At 67.7% G+C, this 22374-nt stretch carries 20 protein-coding genes and 1 tRNA gene; 12 read left to right on the forward strand and 9 right to left on the reverse strand.

What is annotated here, in order from left to right:
* Positions 1-5: 5 nt before the first annotated feature.
* Positions 6-1670, reverse strand: a complete 1665-nt coding sequence (gene argS / locus AC50YC_RS05775; protein ID WP_494952622.1) for an arginine--tRNA ligase — start codon at positions 1668-1670, stop codon at positions 6-8.
* 170 nt (positions 1671-1840) lie between these two features.
* Between argS and AC50YC_RS05780 the strand changes: the two genes are divergently transcribed.
* The 5 genes from AC50YC_RS05780 (at position 1841) to yidC (ending at position 5780) form a co-directional block, all read left to right on the forward strand.
* The gene (locus AC50YC_RS05780) at positions 1841-2278 is read left to right on the forward strand and encodes an FMN-binding protein (RefSeq protein ID WP_494952623.1); all 438 of its coding nucleotides are present in this window, start codon (positions 1841-1843) and stop codon (positions 2276-2278) included.
* Positions 2279-2317: 39 nt separating this feature from the next.
* A complete protein-coding gene (locus AC50YC_RS05785) occupies positions 2318-3190 on the forward strand; it encodes an FAD:protein FMN transferase (RefSeq protein ID WP_494952624.1) in 873 nt (290 codons plus the stop codon).
* Entirely contained in the window at positions 3187-4722 is a 1536-nt protein-coding gene (locus AC50YC_RS05790; protein ID WP_494952625.1) for an FAD-dependent oxidoreductase, read from the forward strand. Before AC50YC_RS05785 ends, AC50YC_RS05790 begins: the two co-directional genes overlap by 4 nt.
* Before the next feature lie 78 nt (positions 4723-4800).
* Positions 4801-4873, forward strand: a tRNA-Arg gene (locus AC50YC_RS05795).
* Positions 4874-4979: 106 nt separating this feature from the next.
* Positions 4980-5780, forward strand: a complete 801-nt coding sequence (gene yidC, locus AC50YC_RS05800; RefSeq protein WP_494952626.1) for a membrane protein insertase YidC — start codon at positions 4980-4982, stop codon at positions 5778-5780.
* 26 nt (positions 5781-5806) lie between these two features.
* On the opposite strand, the gene AC50YC_RS05805 is transcribed toward yidC, so the two are convergent.
* Positions 5807-6262: an SRPBCC family protein gene (locus AC50YC_RS05805; RefSeq protein ID WP_494952627.1), complete on the reverse strand. Its 456-nt coding sequence runs from the start codon at positions 6260-6262 to the stop codon at positions 5807-5809.
* Positions 6263-6466: 204 nt separating this feature from the next.
* On the opposite strand from AC50YC_RS05805, the gene AC50YC_RS05810 reads away from it, so the two are divergent.
* Both AC50YC_RS05810 and AC50YC_RS05815 read left to right on the forward strand, forming a co-directional pair.
* Positions 6467-7525 carry a M4 family metallopeptidase gene (locus AC50YC_RS05810; protein WP_494952628.1) on the forward strand — a complete coding sequence of 353 codons (1059 nt, stop codon included), beginning with the start codon at positions 6467-6469 and terminating at the stop codon, positions 7523-7525.
* 59 nt (positions 7526-7584) lie between these two features.
* A complete protein-coding gene (locus AC50YC_RS05815) occupies positions 7585-7887 on the forward strand; it encodes a protealysin inhibitor emfourin (RefSeq protein ID WP_494952629.1) in 303 nt (100 codons plus the stop codon).
* On the opposite strand, the gene AC50YC_RS05820 is transcribed toward AC50YC_RS05815, so the two are convergent.
* Complete coding sequence (locus tag AC50YC_RS05820; RefSeq protein ID WP_494952630.1) at positions 7884-8852, reverse strand: GlxA family transcriptional regulator; 969 nt, start codon at positions 8850-8852, stop codon at positions 7884-7886. The genes AC50YC_RS05815 and AC50YC_RS05820 overlap by 4 nt on opposite strands.
* A 93-nt stretch (positions 8853-8945) precedes the next feature.
* Here AC50YC_RS05820 and AC50YC_RS05825 point away from each other — a divergent pair, with 93 nt between their 5' ends.
* Both AC50YC_RS05825 and hrpA read left to right on the forward strand, forming a co-directional pair.
* On the forward strand, positions 8946-9113 hold the full coding sequence (locus tag AC50YC_RS05825) for a hypothetical protein (protein ID WP_463903372.1): 168 nt from the start codon (positions 8946-8948) through the stop codon (positions 9111-9113).
* 124 nt (positions 9114-9237) lie between these two features.
* Positions 9238-13293 (forward strand): ATP-dependent RNA helicase HrpA, encoded by a 4056-nt coding sequence (gene hrpA / locus AC50YC_RS05830; protein WP_494952631.1) that lies wholly within the window; start codon positions 9238-9240, stop codon positions 13291-13293.
* Positions 13294-13347: 54 nt separating this feature from the next.
* On the opposite strand, the gene AC50YC_RS05835 is transcribed toward hrpA, so the two are convergent.
* Complete coding sequence (locus AC50YC_RS05835; protein ID WP_494952632.1) at positions 13348-13776, reverse strand: HIT family protein; 429 nt, start codon at positions 13774-13776, stop codon at positions 13348-13350.
* Positions 13773-14930, reverse strand: a complete 1158-nt coding sequence (locus AC50YC_RS05840) for an NAD(P)-dependent alcohol dehydrogenase (RefSeq protein ID WP_494952633.1) — start codon at positions 14928-14930, stop codon at positions 13773-13775. The genes AC50YC_RS05835 and AC50YC_RS05840 overlap by 4 nt, the downstream gene beginning before the upstream one ends.
* Before the next feature lie 252 nt (positions 14931-15182).
* Here AC50YC_RS05840 and AC50YC_RS05845 point away from each other — a divergent pair, with 252 nt between their 5' ends.
* Positions 15183-16661, forward strand: coding sequence for an HNH endonuclease (locus AC50YC_RS05845; protein ID WP_494952634.1), 1479 nt, complete (start codon positions 15183-15185; stop codon positions 16659-16661).
* Positions 16662-16784: 123 nt separating this feature from the next.
* Here AC50YC_RS05845 and AC50YC_RS05850 read toward each other — a convergent pair whose 3' ends face one another.
* Positions 16785-17657 carry a sulfurtransferase gene (locus AC50YC_RS05850; RefSeq protein ID WP_494952635.1) on the reverse strand — a complete coding sequence of 291 codons (873 nt, stop codon included), beginning with the start codon at positions 17655-17657 and terminating at the stop codon, positions 16785-16787.
* A 48-nt stretch (positions 17658-17705) separates the two neighbouring features.
* On the opposite strand from AC50YC_RS05850, the gene AC50YC_RS05855 reads away from it, so the two are divergent.
* Entirely contained in the window at positions 17706-18851 is a 1146-nt protein-coding gene (locus AC50YC_RS05855; protein ID WP_494952636.1) for a PLP-dependent cysteine synthase family protein, read from the forward strand.
* 13 nt (positions 18852-18864) lie between these two features.
* Here the strand turns inward: AC50YC_RS05855 and AC50YC_RS05860 are convergent, their stop codons facing one another.
* Positions 18865-19521 (reverse strand): MBL fold metallo-hydrolase, encoded by a 657-nt coding sequence (locus tag AC50YC_RS05860; protein WP_494952637.1) that lies wholly within the window; start codon positions 19519-19521, stop codon positions 18865-18867.
* A gap of 104 nt (positions 19522-19625) precedes the next feature.
* Here AC50YC_RS05860 and AC50YC_RS05865 point away from each other — a divergent pair, with 104 nt between their 5' ends.
* Positions 19626-20084, forward strand: coding sequence for a Fur family transcriptional regulator (locus AC50YC_RS05865; protein WP_354169860.1), 459 nt, complete (start codon positions 19626-19628; stop codon positions 20082-20084).
* Here AC50YC_RS05865 and AC50YC_RS05870 read toward each other — a convergent pair.
* Together AC50YC_RS05870 and AC50YC_RS05875 are read right to left on the reverse strand one after the other, a co-directional pair.
* A complete protein-coding gene (locus AC50YC_RS05870) occupies positions 20081-21715 on the reverse strand; it encodes an MDR family MFS transporter (RefSeq protein WP_494952638.1) in 1635 nt (544 codons plus the stop codon). The genes AC50YC_RS05865 and AC50YC_RS05870 overlap by 4 nt on opposite strands.
* Complete coding sequence (locus tag AC50YC_RS05875) at positions 21712-22341, reverse strand: TetR/AcrR family transcriptional regulator (protein WP_494952639.1); 630 nt, start codon at positions 22339-22341, stop codon at positions 21712-21714. The genes AC50YC_RS05870 and AC50YC_RS05875 overlap by 4 nt, the downstream gene beginning before the upstream one ends.
* Positions 22342-22374: the final 33 nt, after the last annotated feature.

Here is a 22374-nt window from a genome sequence, read left to right on the forward strand (position 1 = left end):
GGCAGTTACATCCGTTCCGGCGCCGAGACGCCCAGCAGTTCCAGTCCGTTGGCCAGCACCTGGCTCGTGGCGTCGTTGAGCCACAGCCGGGTGCGGTTGAGGTCGGTGATCGGCTCGTCGCCCTGTGGCGCGACACGGCAGGCGTCGTACCAACGGTGGTAGGCGCCGGCGATGACCTCGAGGTGGCGGGCCACCCGGTGCGGCTCGCGCAGTTCGGCGGCCTTGGCCACGATCGAGGGGTAGCTGCCGAGGTAGGAGAGCAGCTCGTTCTCGGTCGCGTGTTCGAGCAGGGACGCCTCGAAGCAGTCTTTGCCGTCCACACGGCGCTCCACCCCGGCGGCAACGGCGTTGCGGGCCGTTCCGCGGGAACGGGCGTGCGCGTACTGGACGTAGAACACCGGGTTCTCGTTGCTGTGCTTCTTCAGCAGTTCCGGATCCAGGGTCAGCGGCGAATCGGCCGGGAAACGTGCCAGCGAGTAGCGGACCGCGTCCTTGCCCAGCCAGGAGATGAGGTCCTTGAGCTCGATGATGTTTCCGGCACGCTTGGAGAGCTTGGCGCCGTTGACGGAGACCAGCTGTCCGATCAGGACCTCAATGTTGACCTCGGGATCGTCCCCGGCCGCGGCCGCAATGGCCTTGAGCCGGTTGATGTAGCCGTGGTGGTCCGCGCCGAGCAGGTAAATCTTCTCGGTGTACCCGCGGTCCTTCTTGGACAGGTAGTAGGCGGCGTCGGCGGCGAAGTACGTCGGCTCGCCGTTCGCGCGGATCATCACGCGGTCCTTGTCATCACCGAAGTCCGTGGTGCGCAGCCAGACCGCGCCGCCGTCGTCGTACACGTGGCCCTGTTCCCGGAGCCGCGCGACGGCGTCCTCGATCGCGCCGGCGTCGTGGAGTTCCTGCTCGGAGAAGTAGACATCGAACGCGACGCCGAACTCGGCCAGGGTGCGCTTGATGTCGTGCAGCTGGGCCTTGTACGCCGCGCCGCGGATCACCGGCAGCGCTGCGACGTCGGTCAGTTCGCGGATGTCCGGGTGCTGGGTCAGCACCTCGTGGCCAAGTTCGGCGATGTACTCGCCCGGGTAGCCACCCTCCGGGACACCGCGGCCGTGCAGCCGGGAGAGCACCGAGTGCGCGAAGACGTTCATCTGCGACCCGGCGTCATTGATGTAGTACTCGGCCGTGACCTCGGCGCCGGAGGCCCGGAGGACGCGGGCGATCGCGTCGCCCAAAGCCGCCCAGCGGGTGTGGCCGATGTGCAGCGGGCCGGTGGGGTTGGCGGAGACGAATTCCATGTTGACCGTGTGGCCTGCGAGCGCCGTGTTGGTGCCGTAGTCCGGACCGGCCTCGACGATGGCCTTGGCCAGGGCGCCGGCGGCGGCAGCGTCCACGGTGATGTTCAGGAACCCCGGTCCGGCGATGTCGACGGCGGAGACCCCGTCGATGGACTTCAGCCGGGCACTGAGCACGGAGGCGAACTCCCGGGGGTTGGTGCCGGCCGTTTTAGCCAGCTGGAGGGCGATGTTGGTGGCCCAGTCGCCGTGGTCCCGGTTCTTCGGACGCTCAACGCGCACCGCATCCGGGACATCGGAGGCGGGGAGGGCGATTTCACCGGCGGCGACGGCGTCCTTCAGGCAGGCGGATATGGCGAGGGAGAGTTCTTCAGGGGTCACGGTTCCAGCCTACCGGTGGCCTGCAGCGTCGCGGAATTTGAGGCGGGATCGCAGGGTGAACCACTACGCTGATTCATACGTTGTCATTGGTGTCCGCGGCCGGCCGCCGCTCGCGGGTCACAGCTTTCCGTCAGTCCCCTCCGAAAGTCGCCAGAGAAATGAGCCGCCCCATGAATACCTCTTTCCGGAAAAACGTTTTCGTCGGCATCGCCGGACTGTCCCTGGCCGGCTCCGCCGCCGGCTGTGCCCCCGGGCAAGCCACCGGCTCCCCGGAAACGCCCGCCGCACCGTCAGCCGCCGTGGGCAGCGCCAGCTACAAGGACGGCACCTTCAGCGCGGACGGCAACTACGTCTCGCCCAACGGCACCGAGACCGTGGGGGTGACCCTGACCCTGGCCGGCGGTACCGTGTCCGACGTCCAGATCACCCAGCATCCATCCAACCCCAACACCAGGAAGTTCCAGGGCGAATTCGCCGGCGGCATCCAGTCCCAGATCGTCGGCAAGAACCTCAACGAGATCAAGGTCTCCAAGGTGGCCGGTTCATCGCTGACGAGCGGCGGCTTCAACCAGGCTGTGGAAAAGATCAAGGCCGACGCCCAGTCGTAAACAGCACGTCGTAGGCAGCCAGTAGCCACAGGAGGAAACGTGCCGCATCCGGGCTGGACGGATTTCAGTTTCGACGGGATCGGTACCCGTTGGGACATCTCAACACCGTCCCCGCTCTCCGGCGCGCTCCGCCGCCGGCTGTTGGATGCCGTGGCGGACTACGACGCCGCGTGGTCCCGCTTCCGGCCGGACTCCGTGATCGCGGGCGCCGCGCGGCAGCCGGGACGCTACACCCTGCCGGCCGGGGCAGCCGCGCTGGGGCCGCTCTACCAGACCCTGTACCGCCTCACCGGCGGGGCCATGACCCCGTTGATTGGCGGCAGCCTCGAACAGCTCGGCTATGACGCCGGCTACTCCCTTCGCCCCGGCGGCCCGCCGCTGCCCGCCCCGCCCTGGGACGGGGTGCTCGACTGGCAGGGCACGGTCCTGACCACCCATGCCCCGGTGGTGATCGACGTCGGCGCCGCCGGAAAGGGCCAGCTGGCGGATCTGCTGTCCGCCGAACTGCGCGACGGCGGCGTCGGCGATCATGTCATCGACGCGAGCGGGGACCTGGTCAACACGGGATCCGCGCCGGTGGAGGTGGGCCTGGAGCATCCCTATGATCCGGCCCGGGTCATCGGCATCGTCAGTCTCGGGGCCGGGGCGCTCTGCGCTTCCGCTGCCAACCGGCGCGCCTGGGGCGACGGGCTGCACCACGTGCTGGATGGCACCACGGGGGCGCCGGTGCGCACCGTCGTCGCCAGCTGGGCGATGGCGGCGAGCGCCATGGTGGCCGACGCGCTGGCAACCGCACTGTTCTTCGTCGAGGGGTCCCGCCTGCGGGAGGAGTTCGATTGTTCCTGGCTGACCGTCCACTCGGACGGCCACGCGGAGTATTCGGCCGATTTTGAAGGGGTGTTGTTTTCATGACCGCCACCATCTCCACACCCATCGGCCCGCGGCTGGACAGTGCCCTGGGCCGGTTCACGATGTACCGGCTCATCCTTTGGGTCCTGGCCGTGCTGGCCGGCTACAGCCTGCTGCTGGACATACTGGGCTGGCTGACATTCGGGCTCCCGGAGATGCTCGCGCACCTGGCGCTGTGCCTCGGCCTGAGCTACGCCTCCAACCGGGCGATCGCCGCCGTGTTCCACGTGCGGCCCCACTCCGAATCATCCCTGATCACGGGCCTGCTGCTCTACTTTCTCTTTTGGCCGACGCAGTTCTCGGCGGGACTGCAGTACCTGGACTTGGCCGGCGTTGCCCTCGCCTGCGTGCTCGCGTCGGCGTCCAAGTACGCCCTGGCCTGGCGCGGCCGCCACATCTTCAATCCCGCGGCGGCCGGCGCGTTCATCACCGGGCTGACCGGGCTCAATATCGCCACCTGGTGGGCTGCCACCCCCGCGATGCTCTGGCTGGTGCTGCCGGGGGCCCTGCTGGTGCTCTACCGGGTCCGGAAGCTGCTGATGGCGTCCGTCTTCACGGTGGTGGTGGTCTCGATCGTGTCCGTGGAACTGCTGCGCGCGGGCATGGGAGCGGGCGAAGCGCTGTGGCAGTCCGTCGCCCAGCGGCCGGTCCTGTTTTTTGTCGGCTTTATGCTGTCCGAGCCGCTGACCCTGCCGCCGCGCCGTTGGCAGCAGCTGGCGCTGGCCGCCGTCGTCGGACTGCTGTTCGCCGTCCCCTACAACCTGGGCTTCGTGGCCAACTCCCCCGAACTGGCGCTGCTCGTGGGGAACGCGCTCGCCTTCGCCGCCGGTCAGCGAGGCCGCATCCTGCTCCGTTTCCGGGGTTCCCGCCCGCTGACACCGACGACGACGGAGTTCAGCTTCGAGCCCGAGCGGCCGCTCCGTTTCACCCCGGGACAGTACATCGAGCTGAACCTGCCGCAGGGGAAGGCCGACCACAAAGGCCGGCGGCGGGTGTTCAGCCTGACCAGTCCCCCGGATTCCCGGGAGCTGACCATCGGCGTGGGAACGGCCGAACCGCGGTCCACGGCAAAGCAAGCGCTCTTCGCCCTCGAGCCCGGCGACGAGCTGACGGCCACCACCGTGGGAGGCGACTTTGTCCTGCCGCGCAGTCCAGGGGCGCCCGTGCTGCTGATAGCGGCCGGCATCGGCATCACCCCGTATCTGGCCCAGCTGTCCGGAGGCTCCGCCGGGGACCGGGATGTGGTGCTGCTCTACCTGGCCAGGACTGCCGCCGAGCTCGCCTACGCCGGGGAACTCGAACGCACCGGGACCCGGGTCATCGCCAGGCTTGCCGACGGGTCCGCGCCGCCGGTTTTTATGCAGGATGCGGGCACCGTCCGGATCGACGGCGCCGCGCTGAAGGAGCTCGTCCCCGACATCGCGGGCCGGGTTGTCTATGTCTCGGGCTCGCCGGCGAGTGTCCGTTCCCTCCGCGGCGCCGCCCGCCGGGCCGGGGCACGGCGGATCCATGTGGACTCCTTCGCGGGCTACTGAGCGCGCCGATTTTCCCTTGGAGCCCACCTTCCTGCTAAGCTCTAGGACGTCCCGCCGGTAACGGCAGGAACCCTGACTGCCCTCGTAGCTCAGGGGATAGAGCGTCTGCCTCCGGAGCAGAAGGTCGTTGGTTCGATTCCAATCGAGGGCACCCACAAGAACCCCTAGGATCCACTGGATTCTGGGGGTTCTTTCGTGTTGGCTGACAGGGGGCAGGGTTAAAGGCCGCGCTGCGGCCCTACGAACGGGGGCGTCGGATGGACCTCGGTGCGGCGCTGCTGTTTCCGTTCCAGTGGCTGGTGTCCGCCATCATGGTGGGATTGCATGACGGACTGAGCTCCCTCGGGATGCCCGCTGCCAGCGGCTGGACGTGGACGCTGTCCATCATCGGGCTGGTCCTGGTGATCCGCGCCGCCCTGATTCCCGTTTCCCTGCAGCAGATCAAGGCCCAGCGCCGGATGCGGCTGCTGCAGCCGGAACTGATGAAACTGCAGGACAAGTACAAGGGCAGGACGGACCCGCTGTCACGTCAGGCGATGGTGCAGGAACAGATGGCTCTCTACAAGACGCACGGCACCAACCCGTTCGCGGCGTGCCTTCCCCTGCTGATCCAGGTGCCCTTCTTCTTCGCGCTCTTCACTGTGCTGTCCGGCATTACGACGGCGGCGAACAGCGGTAAAGGCATCGGCGCGATGAGCCACGAGCTAGCGGTTCAGTTTGACCAGTCCAGCATCTTTGGTGTCCCGCTGTCCGCGTCCCTGCTCCATGGCACGCCCGGGGGCGGCAACGTGGTCGCGGCGTGGATCCTCACGATCGTGATGATCCTCGCCATGACAGCGGCGCAGTTCATCACCCAGAAGCGCGTCTCGGCCAAGATCTTCTCCGAAGAGGCCACGGCCAACCCGTTTGTGCGCCAGCAGAAGATACTTCTCTACGCCTTGCCAATCGTCTTCGGCGCGGGCGGCATCTTCTTCCCCATCGGTGTCCTGATCTACTGGACCACCACGAATTTATGGACCATGGTGCAGCAATTCGTCCTTGACCCGCGGTCCCCCTGAGAAGCGGGCAGGAGCTTCCGGTCTGTTCAGCTCCGGGCCTCCACGATGCCCTTGAGCTTGTCCAGCGCCAGCGGCCAGGCGTCGTCGAACATGGCGACGAACTCGTCCTCGCTGTCGAGTTCCACGTCCACTGTCGTCACCCCGCCGGCAGCGCTGAAGGCGTACTTCTCATGGGCGCCCATAAAGGCCTTCGCTGCCTCGCTGGTGGTGTCGTGCTCGCCATTGACGATTTGCCCGACATAACGCAGGGAAATGAGCTCGTTCGGCCTGTTTTCCTCGACCGTGGCGATCATTCCCCCCAGCGAGCCGTCGCCGTCGGGCCCGAGGAATCGGATTTCACTGCCCTGGCTCCAGTCCCCCTCGTAGTAGGAACCGCTGTTGAACACGCTGGCCCACTCCCGGTACGTGGCATCGCTCAGCATGGTGGTCCACACGTCCCGCACGGGGGCGTTGATCGTCACCGAATACCTTAGCTTTTTCATGACTGATTTTACGTCCGGACCGGAACCGCGGAACAGGCCGCGGCGCGGAACGGGCAACAAACGGGGCGCGCCACCCTGCCAATTGTCGGTGCCCGCTCGTAGGCTGTCTGCATCGGCAGCGGGGTTCCAGCGGCCGGGTGGCTGGACTGGGTGCCGGCTGCCGCACCACCACGGGATCCCGCCGAAGCACTAAGGGGTCTCACCATGCACTGTTCCATCATCCCTCCGTACATGCTCCGCCGCCTGGCAGCCCAGCGCGAACCGGAGCTTTCCGACGCCGCCCGCGCGGCGAAGGAAGCCCTCCACCACGTCCCGGGCTTCCATGCGTCCCGCGCCCTGCCCGGTCCCGGCAGCCATCCGGGCATGCGGGAGCTCCAGCCGTCCCCGCCGGAACGGACGGTCTACGACGCCGAGTTCGCCGAGCAGCTGCCGGGCAGCGTGGTCCGCAAAGAGGGGGAACCGCCCACCGGCGATCCCGCGGCCGATGAGGCCTATGACGGGCTGGGGCACACCCACCGGCTCTACGCAGAAGCCTTCGGCCGGAACTCGATCGACGGCAACGGTCTCCACCTTGAGGCCACGGTCCACTACGGCCGCCTGTACGACAACGCATTCTGGGACGGCCGGCAAATGGTATTCGGCGACGGCGACGGACAGGTGTTCCAGCGGTTCACGAAGTCGTTGAGCGTGATCGGCCACGAGCTCGCCCACGGCGTTACCCAGTACTCCGCGGGGCTGGTCTACCGCCACCAGGCCGGGGCGCTGAACGAATCGATGTCCGATGTCTTTGGGGCGCTCGTTGAGCAGCATGTCCGGGAGCAGACGACGGCGGAGGCCAGCTGGCTGATCGGCGAGGGCCTCTTCACGGATCAGGTCCAGGGGACCGCTTTGCGTTCCCTGGAGGCTCCGGGCACGGCGTACAACGACGACGTGCTCGGCAAGGATCCGCAGCCGGACTCCATGGACGGCTACGTTCACACGAGCGCTGACAACGGCGGGGTGCACATCAACTCAGGGATCCCCAACCGGGCGTTCTACCTGGTGGCCACCGCGCTCGGCGGCAACGCGTGGGACGCGCCCGGCCGGATCTGGTACGAAACCCTGACGGGCGGCACGCTGTCCCCGACCGCCACGTTCGGGGCGTTCGCCAAGGCCACTGCCGCCTCCGCCAAGGAGCTTTTCGGGGCGGATTCCCCAGAGCATGACGCCGTGCGGTCCGCGTGGGAAACTGTGAAGGTAAAGTTCCCTGGAGCCAGACGGTAACCCAGCTCGTGGTGATCCGAGAGCCATGAACGTTACCGTCTCCTGACGATGCGAGACCGATGAAAATCACTGTCCAGCGCAGCGGCGGCATGGCCGGCATGAAGCGGACGTGGACCGTGCAGCCCACGCCCCCGGAGGATACGGACCTCTGGCAGCCCCTTATTGAGGCCTGCCCTTGGGACGCCGTCCCCACGTCCGGCCGGGGTGCCGCCGCCGGTGCGCCGGACCGGTTCCTGTACAACATCCGGGCCGGACAGCACCGCGCCACGCTGCCCGAACAGGCAGTCACCGGCCCCTGGCGGGACCTCGTTGAGACGGCCAAAGCGGCGGCCGAGCCTCCGCCGCCGTCTGGCCGCGGCTAGACGGCGGCGGCCAGTTGTCCGCGGAAGGTGCGGCGGTAGGACTGCGGGCTGGTGTCCAGCACCTTGGCGAAGTGGTGCCGCAACAGCACTGAATGGCCGAAGCCGGATTCGCGGGCGATTTCGTCGATGTTCAGGTCCGTGGTCTCGAGCAGCTCCTGGGCCCGCAGCACCCGCTGTGAATTGAGCCAGGCCGCCGGGGTCGCACCTGTCTCGGAGCGGAAGCGCCGGGCGAAAGTCCGGGGCGACATGTGGACACGCGCGGCGAGCTCGTTGACCGGATGGTCCTCCCCCAGATGCCGCACCATCCACTGCAGCAGTTCCTCCATGGGCTCGGAGCCGCAGGCCGGGATCGGCCGGTCGATGAACTGGGCCTGGCCGCCGTCGCGGTGCGGGGGGACCACCATGTCCCTGGCGATGGCCGCCGCCACGTTGGCGCCGAACTCCAACCGGACCAGGTGCAGGCAGGCGTCGATGCCCGCGGCCGTGCCCGCGCTCGTAATGATCCGGCTGTCCTCGACGTACAGGACGTTTTCATCCACCAGGGCAGCGGGGTATCTGCTGGCGAGCTCCCGGGAGTAGTGCCAGTGGGTTGTGCAGCGGCGGCCGTCCAGCAGCCCGGCCCTGGCCAGGGCGAACGCTCCGGAACAAATCGACATAACCCAGGCCCCGCGGGCGTGCGCCGCCCGCAGTGTCTCAAGGACGGATTCCGGCACGTCCCCGTCGCGGCCGAAGGGCGTCATGATGACCAGGTCCGCGTCCGCTGCCGCGTCGAGCCCGAGGCCCACGTGCATTGACAGCCCGGACTTCATCGGGACGTCGCCCGGCACGGGGGTGCAGACCCGGAAATCGAAGGCCGGCACGCCGGTCCCCCGGTCCGACCGGTCCAGCCCAAAGACCTCAAACGCGGTCCCGAACTCGAAGATCGAGAAGTTGGGAACCACGATCAGCGCCACTGTTTTGATCATGCCTCCATTCTGACAGAAACAGTGGCAGAAATTATAGCTTTTTGGGCATTTCTGCCACTTCTTTTGCCTCCCGGACCGGAGAACCATGGAGGTATGGAACTCATCGGAATCGCCCTCATCGTCCTCATCGTCGTCGGCCTCGCCGCCACCGTCGCAGCACTCCGCAAGGACGGGCTGGGACACAACCCGCCGGTCCGCTCGGAGGACTACTGGTCCGCGCTGGACCTGCCCAGCACCAACTACACCTTCCGGATCTTCTAAACCCCGGCAGACCCGATCACGCTGCACCCGGACCACCGCCCGCTGCCCGGCCCCGACAGGGACCGGGCACTTCTTTTGTCCCGCAACCGCCGCGCGGACAGTTCCCAGTAGACTGTGTGCAGCCATGACATTGCATATCTCCTACCCCGCCGAGCTGCCGGTCTCCGAGCGCCGCGAGGACCTGATGGCCGCCATCGCGGCCAACCAGGTGACCATCATCGCCGGCGAGACCGGTTCCGGTAAGACGACCCAGATTCCGAAAATGTGCCTGGAGCTTGGCCTGGGCGAGAACGGGCTGATCGGCCACACGCAGCCGCGCCGGCTGGCCGCCCGCACGGTCGCAGAGCGCATCGCGGAGGAACTCGGCGTCGAGATCGGCCAGGAAGTCGGCTTCCAGGTCCGCTTCACCGGGGAGGTCAGCCGCAACACCAAGGTCAAGCTCATGACCGACGGCATCCTGCTGGCCGAGATCCAGCGCGACAAGCTGCTGCGCAAGTACAACGCGATCATCATCGACGAGGCGCATGAGCGCAGCCTCAACATCGACTTCATCCTCGGGTACCTCAAGCGGATCCTGCCGCAGCGGCCGGACCTGAAAATCATCATCACCTCGGCCACGATCGATCCGCAGCGCTTCGCCAAGCATTTCGGCAGCGAGGAGGAGCCGTCTCCGATCATCGAGGTCTCCGGACGCACCTACCCGGTCGAGATCCGCTACCGGCCGCTGTCCCAGCCGGCCGGCGGCGCCGCCGGTGACGACGGAGACGGCGTCGGAGAAGGCACAGCCTCCGACGACGAGCTCGAAGAGGACCGCGATCCGCTGGACGCCGTCTGCGATGCCGTCGACGAACTCGCGCAGGAGGCCCCCGGCGACATCCTGATCTTCTTCTCCGGCGAACGCGAAATCCGTGACGCCGCCGAGGCCCTCAACGGCAGGATCCAGTCCAACCGGAAGCTGGCCGGCACCGAGGTGCTTCCGCTCTTCGCGCGGCTCAGCCTGCAGGAACAGCACAAGGTCTTCCATCCCGGCAGCAAGCGCCGGATCGTTCTCGCCACCAACGTCGCCGAGACCTCCCTGACGGTTCCCGGCATCAAGTACGTCGTTGACACCGGCACCGCCCGCATCTCGCGGTACTCGCTCCGCACCAAGGTCCAGCGCCTGCCGATCGAGCGGGTGTCGCAGGCGTCCGCCAACCAGCGCTCCGGCCGCTGCGGCCGCGTCTCCGACGGCATCGCCATCCGGCTGTACTCGGAGGAGGACTTCGAGTCCCGGCCGCCGTACACCGATCCCGAAATCCTGCGCACCAACCTCGCCGCCGTCATCCTCCAGATGACTGCGATGGGCGTCGCCCGCGGCCCGAAGGATGTCGAGAACTTCCCGTTTGTGGAGCCGCCGGACTCCCGGGCCATCAACGACGGCGTCACCCTGCTGCGCGAACTGGGCGCCCTGAGCGCCGCGCGTCCGCAGGAGGAGACGGGCGACGGCGACGGACGCCCCGGCCGCGGGCCGGCCAACGGCAGGAACGCAGCCAGGAATGCAGGAAGAAACGGCGGCGGGCTGACCGCCGTCGGGCAGCAGCTCGCCCAGCTTCCCGTGGACCCGAGGCTTGGCCGGATGATCGTCGAGTCCGGCAAGCGCGGCTGCGTCCGCGAGGTCATGATCCTCGCCGCCGCGCTCACCATCCAGGACCCGCGCGAGCGTCCAACCGACAAGCAGCAGCTCGCCGCAGAGAAGCACGCGCGGTTCCGGGACGAGAACTCGGACTTCACCGGCTTCCTGAACCTCTGGAACTACATCCAGGAGAAGCAGCAGGAGCTCTCCTCCACAGCCTTCCGTCGGCTGTGCCGCGCCGAGTTCATCAACTACCTGCGCGTCCGCGAGTGGCAGGACCTGTTTGCGCAGCTGCGCCAGCTGGCGCGGCCGCTTGGCATCAGCCTGGACAACAAGCGCCTGGCGGATCCGGTGGGCAACCATGAAGGGATCCACATCAGCCTGCTCTCGGGCCTGCTGAGCCACGTGGGCATCCTCGATGAGCGCAAGCGCGAGTACGCCGGCGCCCGCGGCAGCCGCTTCGCGATCTTCCCGGGCTCGGCCCTGTTCAAGAAGTCCCCTACGTTCGTGATGGCCGCCGAACTCGTGGAAACGAGCCGGCTGTGGGCCCGGGTGGCCGCGAAGTTCGATCCGCTCTGGGTTGAGCAGGTGGCGCCGGACCTGGTCAAGCGCAGCTACAGCGAACCGCACTGGTCCAAGAAGATGGGCTCGGTGATGGCCCATGAGAAGGTCACACTGTACGGCGTGCCCATCATTCCGAGCCGCCGGATCAACTACGGCAAGGTGGATCCGGAGCTCTGCCGGGAGCTGTTCATCCGGCATGCCCTGGTCGAGGGCGACTGGCAGACCCACCACAAGTTCTTCCACCGCAACCGGGCACTCCTCCACGAGGTTGAGGAGCTCGAGGCGCGGATGCGGCGCCGGGACATCCTGGTGGACGACGAGACCCTCTTCGAGTTCTACGACGCCCGGATCGGCCGGGAGGTCGTGTCCGAGCGGCACTTCGACAAATGGTGGAAGGAAGCACGGCAGCAGGACCCCTCACTGCTCGACTTCGACCAGGCGCTGCTGATCAGCGAAGACGCCGATGCCCTGGATGACTCGGCCTACCCGAAGACCCTGCTGCACAAGGGCTTTGAGCTGCCGCTAAGCTACGAGTTCCACCCCGTGGCCCCCGGCTCGCCGCCCAACCCGTCCGACGGCGTCACCGCCGAGGTTCCCGTGCTGTTCCTGAACCAGCTCGACGACGCGGCGTTCCGCTGGCTGATTCCCGGCCAGCGGGTGGAGCTGGTCACGGCCCTCATCAAGTCGATGCCCAAACAGGTGCGCAAGAACTTCGTGCCGGCCCCGGACGTCGCCCGGCAGGCCGTCGCGGCCCTCGAAGCGGACTTCGATCCGGCCTTCGACGAACTGGAGGCCTCCCTGGAGCTCGTCCTGCGCCGGCTCCGCGGCCAGGTCATCCCGCCGAATTCCTGGAACTGGGACGCCGTTCCTCCGCACCTGCGGGTCAGTTTCCGCGTCGTGGATTCCCAGGGCAAGGTGCTGGACGAGGGCAAGGACCTCGGAGTGCTGCAGGAACGGCTGGCACCGGCCACCCGCCGGGCGATCGCCGAGTCGCTGGGCGCCACGCCCGCGACGACGGCGCCCCAAGCGAGCGGCCGGTCCAACGGAAAAGCGAACGGCAAGGCGGCAGCCCAGGCCACCGGCACGGCAGCGGGGGCCACGGTTTCCGCGGTGTCGGCAGCCACGGCCGGTTTCGCCGAACAGGCGGGGCTGACCTCCTGGTCCTTCGGAAAACTGCAGCGCCAGGTCCAGGGAACGGTGAAGGGACATACCGTCACCGGCTACCCCGCGCTCGTGGATGAGGGCCAGACCGTGGCCCTGCGGCTCTTCCAGACGCGTTCCGAACAGGAACAGGCCATGCGCGGCGGCGTCATTCGGCTGCTGGCCCTGAGGGTGCCGCCTCCGGACCGCTACGTCCTGGAACACCTGAACAACACCGAGAAGCTCACGTTCAGCCAGAACCCGCATGGTTCCGTCACGGCACTGATCGCCGACTGCGCCCTCGCCGCCATCGACAAGCTCACCCCGGCCGAACTGCCCTGGGACGAGGCCTCCTTCAATGCACTGTACGAAAAGGTCCGCGCCGAGCTGATCGACACGGTCTTCACCGTCACCGCCGTCGTGGAGCGCATCCTGGCCAGCACCCGGCGGATCGAGAAGAAGCTCAAGGGAACCACAAGCCTGGCCCTGATCAGCGCCCTCAACGACATCAAGAGCCAGCTGGAGCAACTCGTGTTCCCCGGTTTCGTGGCACGGACGGGCTACAGCCAGCTCAGCCAGCTGCCGCGCTACCTTGCCGCGATTGAGAAGCGCCTCGAAAAGCTCCCCACCAACGTCCAGCGGGACGCCCAGCACATGGCCGCGGTCCAGGCCCTGGAGGACGACTACGACGACGCCGTGTCGGCGCTGCTCCCCGGCCGGCGGGCCGGCGCCGAGTTAACCCAGGTCCGCTGGATGATCGAGGAGCTCCGGGTGAGCCTCTTCGCCGTCGAACTGGGGACGGCCTATTCCGTCTCCGAAAAGCGGATCCGTGCGGTGCTTAATAAGGCGCTGGCGCCGGTCTGACGCCCGGTTAGGGGCGACAGACCCGCGCCAGCGGGTGGTCGGTTCGGCGCCGCCCTACGACTCCGGAACGTGGGCCGCGTGTCCGGCTTTCCGGAGACCTTCGCGGAGCGTCTCGGCGTTGGCGTCCAGCCGCGCGGGATCCGGGTTCTGGTCCACCGAGCCGAAGTCGAAGTCCGCCATGGTGTTGGACGGCCACACGTGGACGTGCAGATGGTTGATCTCGTAACCGGCCACAATGAGTCCGGCGCGGGCTGCGTCGAACACCTCAACCTGGACGGCACCGATCTTCTGGGCCACCTGCATCACGCGGGCCAGCAGCTCGGGCGGGGCATCCGTCCAGCGGTCCACTTCCTCGGTCGGCACCACCAGGGTGTGGCCGTCGGCGAGCGGACCCACCGTCAGGAATGCCACGACGTCGTCCTCGCGCCAGACGAAACGGCCGGGGATCTCGCCGTTGATGATCCTGGTGAAGAGAGTGCTCATGCGTCTGCCCTTTCCGAAGGTGTTCCGAGGGTACTGGTGTCCAGGACAAAACGGTACTTCACATCGCCGGCCACCATGCGGTCGTAGGCGTCATTGAGCTGGTCGGCGCGGACCACCTCGACGTCGGAGGTGACGCCGTGCTCGGCGCAGAAGTCCAGCATCTCCTGGGTCTCGGCAATGCCGCCGATCAGCGAGCCGGCGTAAGCGATCCGGCGCCGGATCAGCGCGCCGGGGTTCACCGGCGGCATGTCCTCCGAGGGGAGCCCGAGCTGGAAGAGGGCGCCGTCCACGCGCAAGGTGCGGAAGTACGGGTTGAGGTCGTGGGGCGCGGCGACGGTGTCGATGATGACGTCAATGCTCCGGTTCGCGGCGTCCATCGCGGCCTCGTCCCGGGACAGGATGACCTCATCCGCGCCGAGTTCCCGGGCGGCGGCGATTTTGGACTCCGACGTGGTGAAGACCTTCACTTCGGCGCCCATCGCCTTGGCCAGCTTGACGGCCATGTGGCCCAGGCCGCCCAGGCCAACGACGCCGACGACGTCCCCCTCTTCGACGTCGAAGTGGCGCAGCGGCGAGTAGGTCGTGACGCCGGCGCACAGCAGCGGCGCCGCCGCGGCCGGATCGAGGCTTTCCGGGACGTGAAGCACGTACCGGCGGTCCACGACGACGGAGGTGGCGTACCCGCCCTGCGTGATGGCGTCCCCGTTGCGGCGGTCCTTCGAACCGTAGGTCCCGGTCATGCCGTTTTCGCAGTACTGCTCCAGGCCGTCGAGGCAGCTGTCGCACTCACGGCAGGAATCGACCAGGCAGCCGACGCCGACCAGCTCCCCCGGGGTGAAGTCGACGACGGCGGAACCGACGCGGCTGACCCGGCCCACGATTTCGTGGCCGGGGACCAGCGGGTAATTCTGGTTTCCCCATTCGCCCCGGGTGGCGTGGACGTCCGAATGGCAGAGTCCGCAGAATTCGATGGCGATCTCGACGTCGTCTTCCTTCGGCGCGCGGCGGGCCACCGTCAGGGGAACCAGTCCGCTGTCGCTGGCCGTCGCACCGTAGGCGGCGGCAAGGCTCGGGCTGCCAGTGGCCTCAGACGGCGCGCCAACATCGGGGAGCGGCTTGGCAAGGGGCGGTGGTACGGGGCGTCCAGGAGTCATGACTCGACGCTACCCCCGGGTGACGGGACTTATCCAATCAGGAGGGTTGGGGGCCTCAGGCACGCTCGACACTGACCACGGGCAGCTTGTTGAGCCTGTGGGTCATGTTGCTGAGAGGAATCAGCGTGCCCCTCACCATTCCCAAGTTGCGGCGTCGCAAACTCATGCGGATGCCTGCGGCGAATCAACCGGGGTTTTAATGTCGCAGGTGCCCGATAGTGTGTTTCCATGGACGGCAATCAAGGGCCCGATATGGCTCAGCCAGAACAGGTGACGGTCGTGGATGTGGCCCGGTCGCTGGCCGCTGTCCGGCCGTCCGGGGACGTGCCGGAGCTGGACGGTGCTCGCTTGATTGCTGAAATCCGGTCCCTGGAAGACCGAAAGTCTGCCCTGTCTGCCCGTCAGGCACGTCTGTCCGTCGCCTTTGATTTGCTCCAGCGCCGTGAACAGTCCGACGCCGGGATGCCCGCGGCGGAACTTGGTGCCGGGGTCGGCGCGCAGATCGCCCTGGCCCGGCGGGAATCCCCGGCCAAGGGCGGGCGGCTCCTTGGCCTGGCGAAAGCCCTGGTCACCGAAATGCCGCACACCCTCGCGGCCTTGGAGGCCGGGCAGCTCAACGAATGGCGCGCCACCCTCCTCGTGCGGGAAACCGCGTGCCTGTCCGCGGAGGACCGGGCCGCCGTCGACGCCGAACTCGCCCCCGACACCGGAACCTTCGACGGCGCCGGGGACCGTCGCATCATCGCAGCGGCGCAGGCCGCCGCGTACCGGCGGGACCCGCGCACTGTTACCCAGCGCGCCAGCCACGCCGCGACCGAACGGCACGTCAGCCTCCGCCCGGCCCCGGACACGATGTGCTACCTCACCGCACTGCTGCCCGTTGCCCAGGGCGTCGCGGTTCATGCCGGCCTGACCCGGCACGCCGACACCCTCCGCAACGCAGGAGACCCCAGGACCCGCGGTCAGCTCATGGCCGATGCCCTGGTCGAACGCACCACGGGAAAGGCGGGCGGGATCAGCGGGATCGAGATCCAGCTCGTCATGACCGACCGCACCCTCTTCCAGGGCGACAGCGAACCCGCCCGCCTCCCCGGCTACGGCATCGTCCCCGCCGGCTGGGCCCGCGAGATGCTCACAAACGACGGAAAGGACGCGGGAACGGGCGCGGCGGGACCCGGCGCACCACGAGTGGGTCTGGCGGGAACAGGCCCCCTGGTCGGCGACCCTGCCGGGGACCAGGCCATGAACGTCTGGCTCCGCCGGCTCTACACCGCCCCGGGCACCGGCGAGCTCACCGCGCTGGACTCCCGCGCACGGCTCTTCCCGCCCGGACTTCGCCGCTTCCTCACCGCCCGCGACGACACCTGCCGCACACCCTACTGCGACGCCCCGATCCGCCACTTCGACCACATCATCCCCTGGCACCGCGGCGGACCGACGACCCACAACAACGGAGCCGGGCTCTGCGAAGCCTGCAACCACACCAAAGAAACCCCCGGCTGGTCCACTCGACCACGCCCCGGCCCCAGACACACCCTCGATGTCACCACCCCCACCGGCCACGCCTACCAATCCACCGCCCCGCCACTCCCGGGAACCCCTCTCCGCCACGCGGAACCGGAGCCGGCGCCGGACCTGGCCATGGCAAAGAGCCCAAGCCACCGCCGCCAACGCCGCCGCCGAGCCAACGACCTCCACCGCGCCCGGCAGCAAAGCCAACTCGCGGCCTGAACAAACACCCGCATCCTGAAGAAGCAACCTTAAGCGCCGCCGGCCTGACTGGATGGTGCCCCGTCGAGATCGTGCCCCGTCGGGATGGTGCCCCGCCTGGATGGTGGCGCCGTCGGCCTCCGCTTAGTCCGCGGCGGTGCCGTCCGCGTAGGGGGCATCCCCGGTCACCACTGGGTTCGCGGCATTATTGGACCACTCCGAGAATGACCCGGGATAGAGCGCGGCAGGGAATCCGGCGATTTCGAGGGCTGCGATTTCGTGGGCCGCCGTAACGCCGGAACCGCAGTACACAGCGGTGGGGACGTCGGCACGTACTCCGAGGCCTGTGAAGCGTTCGCGCAGGGCCGCCGGGGACAGGAACCTGCCGTCTGCACCGAGGTTTCCTGTGGTGGGCGCACTCACGGCTCCCGGAATATGGCCGGCGCGCGGGTCCACCGGCTCGAATTCGCCCCGGTACCGCTCCCCTGCCCGGGCGTCCAGCAGCATTCCTTCCCGGGCCCAGGAGGCAGCCTCATCGGAGTCCATCACGGGCATGGCACCGCCGGTCAGGACGATGTCCCCGGGCGCCGCTTGCCGGTCGCCACTTTCGACGCCGAAGCCCGCCCCACGCCAGGCGGCCAGGCCGCCGTCGAGCAGGTAAACCTCGGGAAGACCGGCGTTCCGCAGCATCCACCAGAGCCGGGCAGCGGCCAGGTTGCCGCTGTCGTCGTAGGCCACCACGACATCACCGCTGCTGACGCCCCAGGAGCGGACGGAGGCCTGGAACTGCTCCAGGCTCGGGAGCGGATGCCGGCCGCGGCTGGGGTCCGCGGGTTCGGCCAGTTCGCTGGCGAGGTCCACGAAGACGGCTCCGGGGAGGTGTCCGGCGAGATAGTGTTCCCGGCCGTGCGGGTCGCCGAGCGCCCAGCGCACATCCAGCACCACGGTCCGCCGGTCAGTGTTGCCGGCGCCGTCCAACCGGTCCTTCAAGGTGGCTACATCCATGAGGGTCTGCATCCGCCAACTCTATCCATGGCAATCTGCCGCCGCGGGTAGGCTGGTGCGGTGATCAGAGCGCGACAGCAGGACAGGGTGTGGGCCGACGAGGCCATCCGCAGAATCAACGCAGAAAACAACCGGTCCGCAGACACCCACCTGTATTCCGTCCCGCTTCCCGAGCACTGGGGCGTCCAGCTGTACCTCAAGGACGAGTCAACGCACCGGACCGGCAGCCTGAAGCACCGCCTGGCCCGCTCGCTGTTCCTCTTCGGGCTGGTCAACGGCTGGATCTCCGAAGGCACCACCATCGTTGAAGCCTCCAGCGGGAGCACGGCCGTGTCGGAAGCCTATTTCGCCCAGTTGCTGGGGCTGCCATTTATTGCAGTGATGGCCCGGACCACCAGCCGCGAAAAGATCGCACTGATCGAACAGTTCGGCGGCTCCTGCCTGCTCGTGGACCACGCGTCGGAAGTCTACGAGGCCGCCGCGGAACTCGCGGAGCGCACCTACGGCCACTACATGGACCAGTTCACCTACGCGGAGCGGGCCACGGACTGGCGGGGCAACAACAACATCGCGGAGTCCATCTTCGACCAGCTTGCCCTGGAAGAGCATCCGATCCCCCGCTGGATCGTGGTGGGCGCGGGCACCGGCGGCACCAGCGCAACCATCGGTCGTTACCTCCGCTACCACCGCCATGGCACGGAACTCGCCGTCGTGGACCCGGAGAACTCCGCGTTTTACCCGGGCTGGCTGGAAAGCCGCAACGCTGCCGTCGGCGCACCCCGCCACGACACGGTAGACCCCGCCGGCACGGCCCGGGTCACGGCTGTGGCCGGCGGGTGCCAGCCCTCGCGGATCGAGGGAATCGGCCGGGCGCGGCTGGAACCGAGCTTTATCCCGGCGGTCATCGACCATATGGTCCAGGTTCCGGACGCGGCCTCGGTGGCAGCGATGCGCCATCTGCTCGAGCACGCCGGCCTGCACGCTGGACCCTCCACCGGCACCAACCTGTGGGGCGTCTGGCAGCTCATCGCGGAGATGATCGCCGAGGGCCGCCGCGGCAGTGTCGTGTCGCTGATGTGCGACGGCGGAGACCGCTACGCCGGGAACTACTACAACCCGGAGTGGCTGCAGTCCCAGGGCCTGGACCCCGAACCGCACGAAGCCACCATCCGGGAATTCTTCGCCACCGGCACCTGGCCGAACTAGGCGTCCCTGTTTCCTAGACCTCGACGCTGTCCCCGCTGGAGAGGTGCCGGTATTCGGTGCCGTACTTCGCGCCGAACCGGGTCACATGCCCTTCCACGATTCCGCGTCCGTTGTCATTGAGCAAGGCGTCGTGGATCGGGAAGGCCTTCGGGGCGCGGACTCCAATCACGAAGTCGACCACCTCGCCCACCTTGTTCCAGGGTGCGTGGATCGGCACCAGCAGCGTCCGGACCTGCACCCCGTCGGGCACAATGAAGGAATCGCCGGGGTGGTAGACGTTGGAGTCCACGAGATAGCCGATATTGGCCACCACCGGAATCTGCGGATGGATCAGCGCGTGCTGCCCGCCAAAACACCGGACGGAGAACCCTGCCGCCTCGAAGTCCTCGCCGGGGGCTACAGCATGAATCCGCGGCCCGGCGCCGGGCGCCTTGTCGCGCAGTTGGGCCGCGACACCGGCCGGCGCATACAGCTGCAGGGACGTGCCGGCCAACAGGGCGGCCGCCGCGGCGTCGACGTCGATGTGGTCGGCATGTTCGTGGGTGATCAGCACGGCGTCGGCACCGGCGAGGGCCTGGTCGGTCTCGGAGAAGTTCCCCGGATCGAACACCAGCACCTTGCCGTCCTTCTCGAGCCGGACACAGGCATGCGCGAACTTCGTCAGCTTCATCGGGCCAGCCTAGGGTTCCGCACCGGCGGTGTCCACGCGCCCGGCTGGTAATCTGGGACCTTGCCACCAACCCGTATCGAGACCACAGTGAAGCGAGTTCCACGATGTCCCAAGGCGCCATAGCCGACGGCAGCCGGGCCACGGTGCCGGCTCCTGCCGCGGCCAAGGAGCAGCGTGTCACCAAGCAGCGCCTCGCGGTCAGCGCCGTCCTCGACGAGCTGACGGACTTCGTCAGCACCCAGGAGCTGCACCGCATTCTGCAGGACCGCGGCACGTCGGTGTCCCTCGCCACCTCCTACCGGATTCTGCAGTCCCTGGCGGACGAGGGCCTGGTGGACGTCCTGCGGAATGCCGACGGCGAGGCCGTGTACCGGCGTTGCGCCGTCACTGGCCATCACCACCACCTGTTGTGCCGCAGTTGCGGCAAGGCCGTCGAAGTCGAGGCACCCGCGGTCGAGGCCTGGGCAGCACGGACGGCAACCGAGCACGGCTTCACCTCGGTGGAACACACGGTGGAGATCTTCGGGCTGTGCCCGGACTGCACGGCCCGCGCTGCCGGCTAGTTCCTGGCCCTGCTGGCCGGAACAAGGGCCCCGTCGTCGGCGTCGCCAGCGTCGTCGGCGGTGATCAGGATGTTGCCCTCCGAAATGGATTCGGACAGAACGTCGTGCTCAATGGCGGTGGCCAGCGGCATTTGCTTGACGAAGCACATCAGCACGCCGGCAACCACGGCCAGCGGGACCATCCAGATAAAGATGGGTGTCAGCGCGTCGTTGTAGGAGGAAATGATGGCCTCCTTGATCGGCGCAGGCAGCTGGCTGACCACTGCCGGAGTCAGCGAATTCGATCCCCCCGGCGTGCCGCCCCCGGTTGCAGTGGCCGGGAGACGCTCGGCGAGCAGGTCGGCCAGCCGGCTCGCGAAAAGACTTCCCACCACGGCGGAGCCAAGGGTGGCGCCGATCTGCCGGAAAAAGTTGTTCGACGCCGTTGCGGTACCCACTTCGCGCAGCGGGAAGGAATTCTGCACAATGAGCACCATGATCTGCATGCTCAGCCCCAGGCCCAGGCCCATCACGGCCAGATAGGCGCAGATTACCCAGAGCGGCGCTCCCGGCGTGAGGGTGGAGAGCAGCACAAGGGCGATCGCGACCAGCACGCCGCCGGCGATCGGCATCCACTTGCAGCGGCCGGTGCGGCTGACCATCTGCCCGGAGACCACCGAGGCAACCAGCAGGGCGCCCATCATCGGGATCATCAGTAGCCCGGATTCGGTGGCGTTGACGGTGAACGCCATCTGGAGGTAGGTCGGCAAGTAGCCGATGGCGCCGAACATCGCCACGCCGATCAGCAGGCCGGCGACCGTCGCAAGATTGAAGTTGCGGTCCTTGAACAGGTGCAGCGGAATGATCGGCTCGGCCGTGCGGCGCTCCACCAGGACGAAGGCCACCGCGCTGAGAACCGTTCCGGCGATCAGCGCCAGGATCACGGGGTCGCTCCACTCGTACTTGCTGCCGCCCCAGGTGGCGAACAGCACGAGGCAGGTCGTTGCGATCGCGAGCAACACCATGCCGCCGAGGTCCAGGCGCGGCTTGCCGCTGTGCTTCGGAAGCTTGAGGAAGAACACCGCGCCGGCCAGCGCGAGCAGGCCCAGGGGGATGTTGATCCAGAACACCCAGCGCCAGCCGGGCCCTTCGGTAAACCAGCCTCCCAGCAGTGGACCGGCTACGGAAGCAATGGCGAAGACCCCGCCCATCATCCCCATGTATTTGCCGCGTTCACGGGCCGGTAGGACGTCGGCGATGACGGCCTGCGACAGGATCATCAAACCGCCGCCGCCAAGTCCCTGGACCACCCGGGCGGTGATCAGCACACCCATGTCGTTTGCCAGGCCGCCGATGACGGACCCGATCATGAACAGGATGATGGCGGCCATCAGGAGGGCCTTGCGTCCCATCAGGTCACCGAGTTTGCCGTAGATGGGCATGGTGATGGTGGAGGCGAGAATGAACGCGGTGATGACCCAGAGCATGTCGCTGATGCCGTGGAGTTCGCCCACGATGGTGGGCAGGGCCGTGCTGAGCACGGTCTGGTTCAGGGCCGCCAGGAGCATCGAGAGCATCAGGCCCACGAAGAGCAGCACCATGCGCTGCTTGCCTTCGGCCGGTGCCGCGGCGGGGACTGCGTGCTTGGTCATGAAATCTTCCTTAGTAAATGGTGGAGCAGGCCCAGCGACGGCCCGAGGGTCTCCGGGGAGATGCCCTCGACGGGGTCAAAATCGGGGGAGGTGAGATCGAAGCGGATGGGGACTCCGGCGATCATGACCAGCATGCGCGCGGCTTCCTCCAGGCTGAAGCCTTCGGCGCCGGCCGCCCAGGCGGGATCCTGGGCAAGTACGTCGGAGATGCCCTGGCAGACGAGGCTCTCAGCCTTGACCATGTAATCCATATGGCGCCGTCCCAGTTGGGGATAGTGCGCAATCAGCTGGCGGCGCCGGGCGCGGTCGGTGCCCCCGATCGCCGTCCCGGCGACGGTCACGAGCAGTCGCGAAACCTGCCGGACCAAATCGTCGGCGGTGGTGGAGATCCGGGAAAGCTGTTCCTCGTCCAGGACAGGTTCACGCAACCCCAGAATCGCGTCTTCCTTGACCTGGAAATAGTTGAAGAAGGTCCGTGCGGAGACGCCGGCACTGGAGGCGATGGCCTCCACTGTGGTCTGGTCGACGCCGTGCTGCAGGGCAAGGGATGCGGCCGCCTCATGGAGGGCCGTCCAGGTCTCGGCCTTTTTGCGCTCACGCAGGGGCAGCGAAGCAGCGGTAGCCATGTGTTAAATATTTGAACGACTGCAAGGATTGCA

The organism is Pseudarthrobacter sp. MDT1-56 (assembly GCF_059383555.1).